Raw genomic sequence first — 8,532 nt, forward strand, 5'->3', positions numbered from 1 at the left:
GAACGTAAGGCCCTCTCATCTGAAAACCTGCAGCCTTTCTTTAAGCCCGAACCTCTGGAGAACATGAAGTCACGCAAACGACGTGTTCACATATGAACGGGCAAAAAAATCATTCTACACTCGATATAAACGCTATTTTTGCCCCTCTTACTGCGAACAGGTAGGTGTAACCCCTCCGAGCAATCCTAAGATCTGATCGCGAGAAAGATGCGGATAGTTCAGCGCAATCTCATAGATCTCTCACCTGTAGTTACCTCTCATCAGCGCAGTTCCAGTTGGGTCAAAATACATCTCCCAGAAAAGATTTGTTGCAACCGGTTGCAAAATAGGTATCCTTCAAAATTACCACGGCGTCAATAGACGAGTTGATGGGACCGCGAATTGTGGCGGAACAAGGCGACAATTGCAGGCGGAAGGAAATAGGGACACCATGACCACAAAAAGTGAAATCACCACTGGCACAATCCGTTTGACTATGGCGCAGGCGATCATCCGGTATCTTGCAAACCAGTACATAAGTATTGACGGTGACGAAGTGCTGCTCTGCGGAGGTGGGTTCGGAATTTTTGGTCACGGCAATGTGTCATGCTTGGGCGAGGCACTATATGAGCATCGCGATACACTTCCGCTTTATCGAGGTCAGAATGAACAAGGCATGGGCTTTGCCGCTGCAGCCTATGCCAAATATCATTTACGTAAGAGATTCATGTTCTGCACGGCTTCAGCAGGACCAGGCACAACAAACCTTGTCACATCAGCTGCGTTAGCACACACGAACAGGCTTCCAATGCTACTGTTATGTGGTGATGCGTTCATCTCAAGATTGCCGGACCCGGTGCTGCAACAGGTGGAGCATTATGGTAATCCGACTGCATCAGTGAATGATGCTTTCCGCGCAGTCTCCCGTTACTGGGACCGTATTACACATCCAGCACAGATCATTCAGTCGTTGCCTGCTGCGATAGCGACCATGCTTGACCCGGCTGATTGCGGTCCAGCGTTCCTGGGACTGCCACAGGATGTCCAAGGTTGGGCCTATGACTACCCTGTTGCTTTCTTCGAGAAAAAAGTTCACCGCATCCGTCGGCAGACACCTGATGAGTTGGAGCTTGATGACGCGATTGCACTCATTCAAGCCGCAAAAAAGCCTGTGATCATAGCAGGCGGTGGCGTGCAATATTCTGGTGCCGCGCAAGAATTGCTTGCGTTTGCTGAACAGACACAAATTCCGGTTACAGAAACAATAGCGGGCCGTGCAAACCTGCTGTCAGATCACGAGCTGAATTGCGGACCAATCGGCGTAACAGGCTCAAACTCAGCAAATGCAATTGCTGCTGATGCTGACGTGGTTATTGCTGTGGGAACACGTTTGCAGGACTTTACCACCGGGTCATGGACCGCTTTCAGAAAAGATGCTCGGTTTGTTTCCCTTAATGCCGCTCGTCATGATGCAAGCAAGCATCGTTCACTCCCTGTCGTGGGAGATGCAAAACTAGGATTGTCTGCGTTTATTGCATCCTTAAAGCAGTACAAGGCCCCAGAGACGTGGACCGCATTTGCGCAACAGGAAAAAGCAGAGTGGCTCTCCTATGTGAAGCACAATGTTGACCCCGCAAATGGACCTAACAGCTATGCGCAGGTTATCGGTGCCGTAAACGACCTGTGTGACAACAATGACAGGGTTGTTGCAGCTGCAGGCGGCCTGCCTGCCGAAGTTACCGCTAACTGGCAAACCAAAGCCATCGGCTCGGTTGATGTCGAATTCGGCTTCTCATGCATGGGCTATGAGATTGCCGGCGGTTGGGGGGCACGTATTGCTCAATCCGAGAAAGAGCCCGATCAGGATACCATCGTGTTTACAGGTGACGGTTCCTACCTGCTCATGAACTCGGATATCTATTCCTCCGTCCTGACCGAAAAGAAGCTCATTGTCATGGTTTGCGACAATGGTGGCTTCGCCGTGATCAACAAACTTCAGAACAACACCGGCAACACCTCTTTCAACAATCTGATCAAAGATTCACCAACAATTACAAGCCCTGTTGCAGTGGATTTTACTGCGCACGCAAGAGCTCAAGGCGCACTGGCAGAAACCGTAGAGACGATTGCAGAGCTGCGTGAAGCGTTCAAACGGGCAAAGGCAGCAGACCGAACCACGATCATTTCTATTCAGGTCGATCCTTATGAAGGATGGACACAGGAAGGTCATGCATGGTGGGAAGTTGGACTGCCCGAAGTTTCTAACAGTCAGAATGTACGCACCGCACGTGAAGAATGGGAAGCTGGTCGTGTGAACCAACGTGTGGGGGTGTAATGAGCAGGCTTTTGGAAAAACTGCAGGGAAAAAGGTATCTGGTTGTTGGGCGTGCAGGCATGGATCTCACGCCGGAACCTGCTGGTACATCAATTGAAGATGCACAAACCATGTCAGTGCATCTGGGGGGATCAGCTGCCAATATTGCTGTCGCTCTGCGCCAACAAGCGTGCCACGTCTCGTTGTTAACGAGGGTCTCTGACGATGCAATCGGACGTTACTGCGTCAATCAATTGGAGCGGTATGGAATAGGCCACAAATACGTCACCCCAATTGGCGGAGAGTACAGAAACAGCCTTGCACTCTCGGAAGCACGTTTACTCGACCATCAGACGACCATTTACCGAAATGGTGCAGCTGATTTTATGATGAGTGAAGCCAATGTCGACGCTGTTGATTTCTCTCAGTTTGATGCAGTTGTCACCACGGGAACTTTGCTGGCCTCCGAGCCATCTCGCACAGCGACTTTCTACGCCTTGGAGAAAGCAAAAGCTGAGGGGCTGGTTTCGATTTTTGATATTGATTACCGCCCCTACAGTTGGGCATCTGCACAGGAAGCGACAGATACATATAAACGCATGAGCTCACTCTGTGATGTCATTGTAGGGAATGATGAGGAGTTTGGTTTCATGGCTGGGAACATGGCTAATGGCCCGAAGTTTGCCCACGAACTTGCAAACAGATCTGACTGTATCTGCATTTACAAAATGGGCTCGAAAGGCTCAACCACCTACACTGAAAATGAGTCATTTCAGACCGGCATATTCACTGTTTCTGCAATGAAGCCGACCGGTGCTGGAGATGCATTTCTAGGTGGTTTCCTATCCTCACTTTCAAATGGAAAAACCTTGCAGCAGAGCGTTGTTCGTGGGTCTGCCTGCGCAGCAATTGTGGTGTCTAAGGTTGGCTGTGCAACAGCAATGCCCGATGAAAAAAAACTGATCAGGTTTTTGAAACTACACAGCATTTCCATGGAAGAAACATTGAGTTCGACGAAGGACTAAGCATGCATATCCCTCCATATAATAATCAGAATAAACCCATCGTAGACGTTGATGATGCCCGCGTCCCGTTAAACTACTTCAACATCGTAAAACTGAAAAAAGGGGAAGCGTTCCACTATCAGGTCCCCGGTTATGAAACCTGCATCGTACCTGCAACCGGCTCGGTGAACGTTGAATGCGAAGGGCTGAACTGGGACGGCATAGGTGGTCGCGGCGTAGATGTTTGGGATGGCGAGCCTGAAGGGGTCTATATCCCGACCGGAGCAAAAACAACAATTACTTGTGTGAGTGATGCGGCCGAAGTGTTCATCGCCGGAGCGCGGTATGACGGTGTTCTGATGCCATTTGCTGTAAGATCATCCGAACTGGATGTTGTTCAGTACGGCTCAGATGACACGAAAACACATCGTAAAATCAAGCATATACTTGGAACTAAATATCACGACAAGGTTGGCCGTCTCTTGGTTTCCGAGCTGTTTACTGTAGGGCAGGGCGGCTGGTCAGGATTTCCTTCTCACAAGCATGATACTGACAATTTACCCCATGAAACACGACATGACGAAACCTACAACTTCCGCTTCCGGCCCGGACATGGGTTCGGAATGCAGTTGCTTCAGAAAGAAGATGGGAAAGTCGGAGAAGCCTATCACATCGTAGATGGGTCAACTCTCGTTATTGATAGGGGCTACCACCCCTGTGTCGCTGCACCGGGCTATGAAATGTATTACTTCACAATTCTCGGTGGCCTCAGCCAACGCTCACTGGTGCAGCATTTTCAGCCAACACACGCATATCAGGTCGAAACGATCCCAGGCATCAAAGATATGATCGCCAAGTTTAAGTAGTGATACAGTAATGCCTATTGCAAATCTTAAAGACGTTTTAGTGCCAGCTATGAACAATGGGACAGCAGTTGCTGGCTTTGTTGTCTTAGGTTGGGAAGATGCACGTGCATTTGTGGAGGCTGCCGAAGAGATCGGCTGCCCGGTAATTCTGCAGGCAGGTCCTGGATGTCGCGCCCACACTCCATTGGAAGTTCTGGCGCCAATGTTTAGAGTTCTAGCTGAGACAGCCTCTGTTCCAGTGGTTGCTCATCTTGACCATGGGTATGAAGTAGAGGATTGCTTGAAAGCAATAGACCTTGGCTTTACTTCCGTTATGTTTGATGGCTCCAAGCTTCCTCTTGAGGAAAACATCCGCCTGATGCAGTCCATTGCTGCAAACGCTAGGCCATATGGTGTCTCTCTGGAAGGAGAAGTCGGCTTTGTTGGCTACGCTGAGGGTGCTGTGTCCTCAGGTACGAAACCAGAAGAAGCCGCGCAGTTTGTGAAGGAAAGTAATGCCGACGCGCTTGCAATCTCTGTCGGTAATGTGCACCTGCAACAAGAAAAAGCTGCAGTGATAGATTTTGATCTGGTCCGCGTCATTGAAAACGTCACCAACATTCCGCTCGTGCTACACGGAGGCTCTGGAATTCCTGCAAAAGTCAGGCAGAAACTGGCAAAAGAAACAAAGATCTGCAAGTTCAATATTGGTACCGAAGTTCGCATGGCCTTTGGACAATCGCTTCGGAAAGCTCTGAATGAGGACGCACAGATCTTTGACCGTATACAACTCCTCAAACAAGCAGAAGACAGCGTCAAGCAAGCAGCTAAAAAAGTCATGAAAGATCTAAGTCTGACATAGCTTGTCACAGTCTTGATCCGATAGGCTCTCCAAGGGTGATAAGCCTGCACATTTAGAGGACATGACAAGCAAAGTAGCGCATGAACAGCTGCGGTAGTATAGAGATCTGCACCTCTCCACTGGGGGAGCGACAAGCAGCATCTCATTTTGAGGTTTGCGTACGTCATATATTCTTAGCAATCCACTCCAATGTTGTGAGCTTCAAATATGGAATATAGTGATTTTAAAGTGCGAGATGCTCTCCTTGAAGATGCCGCAGATGCCACTTTCGTTCTACGTGAAAGCATGTGCCAATTATGCCATGTAGATCATAAGAATGATTCAGGCCAGGCTTCCGGATGGTTGGTTAACAAGACCCCACAACTGTGTTGCCATTTTACAAGTTACGTGTTTGGTGGTCTGCTGGCGAAGGGCACTCGCACCATGGTAGTGAAGCAATAACAAGAGATTGGATTTACGAGGTGCGCTCCCATAGATCAGAATTGCGAATTGCAAATTCCAAATTTTCCTCGGTAACTAGCGATCTGGTGCGCAAGGCCCCACCGCATATGATTGCGGCCCGGAGGGACCCAAAAGTCGGGGTTACGGATGCATGGTATGGGATTATGAGGAGGATATCGCGCTGCTTGACTGCGACTGGAGGAGGAGACCATGGCACCGCCGAGCATAGTGATAAACTGCCTGAGAGGGCCCGATTCTATCGCGCCAGAAGTACGGGCCATTTGTTGAGGAGTGCTGTACAACGCAGTTGAACCAAGCCCAACGCGGATGTGAGATGACTCTAGCCAGAAAAAGACGACATGAGTACGTAAGCACCGCTTGTTTTAAATTGCGCGCTAGCCACACTTCGCAGGCGCCGACACACCCACTAAACCAACGAATTGACATTTGTAAGCCCTCGATTGTGCGGGCGGGTATGGCATTGTGTAGCACCGGGACAGGCGTGGGTAAGCCATGTGTAAGAGGCACAAGCATCAAGACGGGCAAGTATCATGCACGTGAATTACATCTACATAGAACACCTCCAATGGAGGGCGGAAATTCTGCGCTACACCAACGAGGATATGCTCGAGGTCTTCGGCGACAAGAACGCGAAGGAGCTGTGGGCTGGCAAGATCATCTTACACCGCGGCGGTGCCTATCTAGACATGCTGAGCCCTGCCAGAGACAAGCTGGCAGCTGAATTGGAAAGCTAAGCCCTACAGCCTGCAAGAAGCCTGACACCGCCAGTGGTGCCGGGTTGCGGTCGTAAAGGTGCGCAGGGTGCTCGCTGAATGGAGGAAATTCTATGAGAACCAGCACAATCAAGATTGCAGCGCACGACCTATCTAAAGCAGGATTTAGCCAACACAAGCCCTCTGAAGCCTGTGAGCCGACTGCCTATGCACTTGATGACAAAGTCGTGGACAAGGCACGGGTCAACGCAGGTAGCATGACACTGACGGTGGAAATGATCACCAACTAGTTCCTCAATGCAGTAACAACGCTGCAGGAGCATGGTCTGGTTTAAGTCAGCTGGATGTCAGTGCATGGATTATAACCTCGCCTCGTGCGGGGTATGTCTTTTGGCAGGGTGGTGCCCCAGAAACCTCATCTGAGGCAAAGGAGGCCAAACCCCTCCCGGTCTATGAGTTAGGCAAAAGTACTTCATTGAATGCAAAAAGGCCCGAGAGCCATACCAGTTTCAGTCATCGTAAAGTCCTCTCTACTGGGTGTTAAATGAGCTCCTCAGCAGTAGGCTTGTGATCACCCACTAGTGGGCAGGAGGTTCACAATCTGGCAGAGCTAGGCGGGTTTATTCCCTCTGCAAGAGGGTCTTGTATTCACCGCCCTCCCGCCCATAAGCGAGAGTTTGCGTCAAGGGAGTTAACTCTAGACACAAATTGACCGCGGATTAACGGTTATGATTACCGCTACTTGAAAGAGGTTGTGATGCCTCAAGAGGAGCATGCGATGAATGGCGCAAGGTGTCATTGCGAGGATACTGAACTCCTCCACAAACTCATGGCATTAGCCGGTCATGAATGTTGAGGGTAGGGGTGCATGTCGCCTTAACTACGCCCGTTTATAGCGCGCTGGATGGTCAAATCAGCCGCCACAGCTCGGTAATGGGCGGTAGAACGGGTGAGCCCGACCTGAATGCAGATAGGGCGCCAGCGGAAGCCTTCTGCCTGCATCCAAAGGATTTTCCGGTCATTAGGCGTGGGGACGTATCGTAGCCAATCAATGGCTTCTTCCATGAGCTGATTGTCTTTGGGGCTGGGCACTGCCCGGATTGGGGTTTTGCTGTAGCCGAAGGCTTCATGAATGTCATGGATAACCTGCGGCCAGGTGTTGCAGTCCCGTCGTGGTGTTGATCTTGGTGGGTTGGGAAGTCGCCGCTAGGTGCTGGCGGCAAGTTCCAATCGATTGACTATCTAAGTGGTGTTCAGGGTCAAACAAGTATCTCCTAGCTATTGGACTGAGGCATCACTTGTGGTTCCAAAACGCTGTTCAGCACGCGGATATGGAAGCTGCAGGTTGCCATGATGGGTTCAGCCAGAGTGATTAGTTGGCCAGGCGCGTGCGATAGTCTTGCTGCTGCGCCGCCATCTTTGGCAGACCGCAAAGATCACACAGGTGGATAGCCGCCCAGATCCTGAATCTAATCCTCAATCAGTCGTGTGATGGCCTCTAGTGAAAGCCGCTTTTGCAGTTGGTGTTGAGAAGTTGACCAACAGCTATGCTCACGGGTTTTGATTCTTCAGGTGTACTGGCCCGCGTGAGTGTGCTCAGGAGCTGCTCTAGTTCCTCAATCTCCTGAGCTGCCCGCTGCGCTTGCCATCGCTCTGGCCGAGATGCCATCAGTTGCTGCAAGCGCCTCATCCCAGGCTTGCTGCCAAACACGGGAAATGGAATTTTTGCGTTTTGAGAGTTCATAGGATCGAACAGATTGCTCATGGGATTTCTCGTTGGATTGAAGGATCGCCTGCGCTTGAGGCTTTTGCCTGACGTTGCTTACAGGCCGTGTTTTGGGGGGAAGGGAAAAGTTCTTTTGATGGTTCTAAATGACGGCTCAAGGGGGAACCATGTGCCGGTTGGTTGTTCTTGGTTTGATCGCTGCTAAGTTTTCTAGGGCGGGACGGTCATTTTGATCGGAGATGGCCTTGTGTCTGGCAAAGCCAGTAAAGACGAAAACATCGGACCTGCGAGAGTCATTGGCACGCCGTCTCTGATCGCAGGTGATGAGACCCAGCGCTTCCAGATGAGTTAGGCAATTACGCAACTTGCGCTCCGAGCAGGAGCAGGCCTCCGGCAGATTGGCTTGCAAGGGCTAGCACAGGCCATACTCATCTGCAAAGTTGGCGGTGGTGATGAGCACAAACTTCTCGATTGGATCGGTGATGTCACCCCGCCCGTAGTGTACATACCGGAGACATAGGTGACAGGTGTTCGGAGAGATGGTTGACACATTAACATGGCATTCAGGGAGGGACCGGGATGCCTTGGAAAGAGTGTTCAACAATGAAACTTCGAGAAGAGTTTGTC

Annotated in this window: 8 protein-coding genes and 1 pseudogene; 6 read left to right on the top strand and 3 right to left on the bottom strand. The window is 50.5% G+C overall.

The annotated features are described in order from the left end of the window. Positions 1 to 430 precede the first annotated feature (430 nt). From iolD to PsAD26_RS29630, 6 genes are all read left to right on the top strand, one after another. Positions 431 to 2,314: a 3D-(3,5/4)-trihydroxycyclohexane-1,2-dione acylhydrolase (decyclizing) gene (gene iolD, locus PsAD26_RS05620; protein ID WP_193758255.1), complete on the top strand. Its 1,884-nt coding sequence runs from the start codon at positions 431 to 433 to the stop codon at positions 2,312 to 2,314. Continuing rightward, entirely contained in the window at positions 2,314 to 3,318 is a 1,005-nt protein-coding gene (gene iolC, locus PsAD26_RS05625) for a 5-dehydro-2-deoxygluconokinase (RefSeq protein ID WP_063309625.1), read from the top strand. The genes iolD and iolC overlap by 1 nt, the downstream gene beginning before the upstream one ends. Positions 3,319 to 3,320: 2 nt before the next feature. Continuing rightward, on the top strand, positions 3,321 to 4,163 hold the full coding sequence (locus PsAD26_RS05630) for a 5-deoxy-glucuronate isomerase (protein ID WP_063309626.1): 843 nt from the start codon (positions 3,321 to 3,323) through the stop codon (positions 4,161 to 4,163). A gap of 10 nt (positions 4,164 to 4,173) precedes the next feature. Beyond that, on the top strand, positions 4,174 to 5,004 hold the full coding sequence (locus tag PsAD26_RS05635; protein ID WP_063309627.1) for a class II fructose-bisphosphate aldolase: 831 nt from the start codon (positions 4,174 to 4,176) through the stop codon (positions 5,002 to 5,004). Between the two features lie 992 nt (positions 5,005 to 5,996). Beyond that, positions 5,997 to 6,200, top strand: a complete 204-nt coding sequence (locus PsAD26_RS05640) for a hypothetical protein (RefSeq protein WP_063309628.1) — start codon at positions 5,997 to 5,999, stop codon at positions 6,198 to 6,200. A 92-nt stretch (positions 6,201 to 6,292) separates the two neighbouring features. Next, positions 6,293 to 6,469, top strand: a complete 177-nt coding sequence (locus PsAD26_RS29630; protein ID WP_193758256.1) for a hypothetical protein — start codon at positions 6,293 to 6,295, stop codon at positions 6,467 to 6,469. A gap of 586 nt (positions 6,470 to 7,055) precedes the next feature. On the opposite strand, the pseudogene PsAD26_RS29290 reads toward PsAD26_RS29630, so the two are convergent. The 3 genes and pseudogenes from PsAD26_RS29290 to PsAD26_RS29805 all read right to left on the bottom strand — a co-directional run. After that, a pseudogene (locus tag PsAD26_RS29290) lies at positions 7,056 to 7,373 on the bottom strand (DUF6362 family protein); the annotation flags it as partial. Between the two features lie 304 nt (positions 7,374 to 7,677). Continuing rightward, positions 7,678 to 7,944 carry a hypothetical protein gene (locus tag PsAD26_RS05645; RefSeq protein ID WP_063309629.1) on the bottom strand — a complete coding sequence of 89 codons (267 nt, stop codon included), beginning with the start codon at positions 7,942 to 7,944 and terminating at the stop codon, positions 7,678 to 7,680. A 373-nt stretch (positions 7,945 to 8,317) separates the two neighbouring features. After that, positions 8,318 to 8,532, bottom strand: a 215-nt coding sequence (locus PsAD26_RS29805; RefSeq protein ID WP_206599993.1) for a hypothetical protein, incomplete at its 5' end; no start/stop codon positions are given.

Source organism: Pseudovibrio sp. Ad26, from assembly GCF_001623285.1.
GTDB lineage: Bacteria > Pseudomonadota > Alphaproteobacteria > Rhizobiales > Stappiaceae > Pseudovibrio > Pseudovibrio ascidiaceicola.

Coding starts and splice junctions, on each gene's coding strand:
- iolD (WP_193758255.1), top strand. CDS start 431: ATGACCACAAAAAGTGAAATCACCACTGGCACAATCCGTTTGACTATG.
- iolC (WP_063309625.1), top strand. CDS start 2,314: ATGAGCAGGCTTTTGGAAAAACTGCAGGGAAAAAGGTATCTGGTTGTT.
- PsAD26_RS05630 (WP_063309626.1), top strand. CDS start 3,321: ATGCATATCCCTCCATATAATAATCAGAATAAACCCATCGTAGACGTT.
- PsAD26_RS05635 (WP_063309627.1), top strand. CDS start 4,174: ATGCCTATTGCAAATCTTAAAGACGTTTTAGTGCCAGCTATGAACAAT.
- PsAD26_RS05640 (WP_063309628.1), top strand. CDS start 5,997: ATGCACGTGAATTACATCTACATAGAACACCTCCAATGGAGGGCGGAA.
- PsAD26_RS29630 (WP_193758256.1), top strand. CDS start 6,293: ATGAGAACCAGCACAATCAAGATTGCAGCGCACGACCTATCTAAAGCA.
- PsAD26_RS05645 (WP_063309629.1), bottom strand. CDS start 7,944: ATGAGCAATCTGTTCGATCCTATGAACTCTCAAAACGCAAAAATTCCA.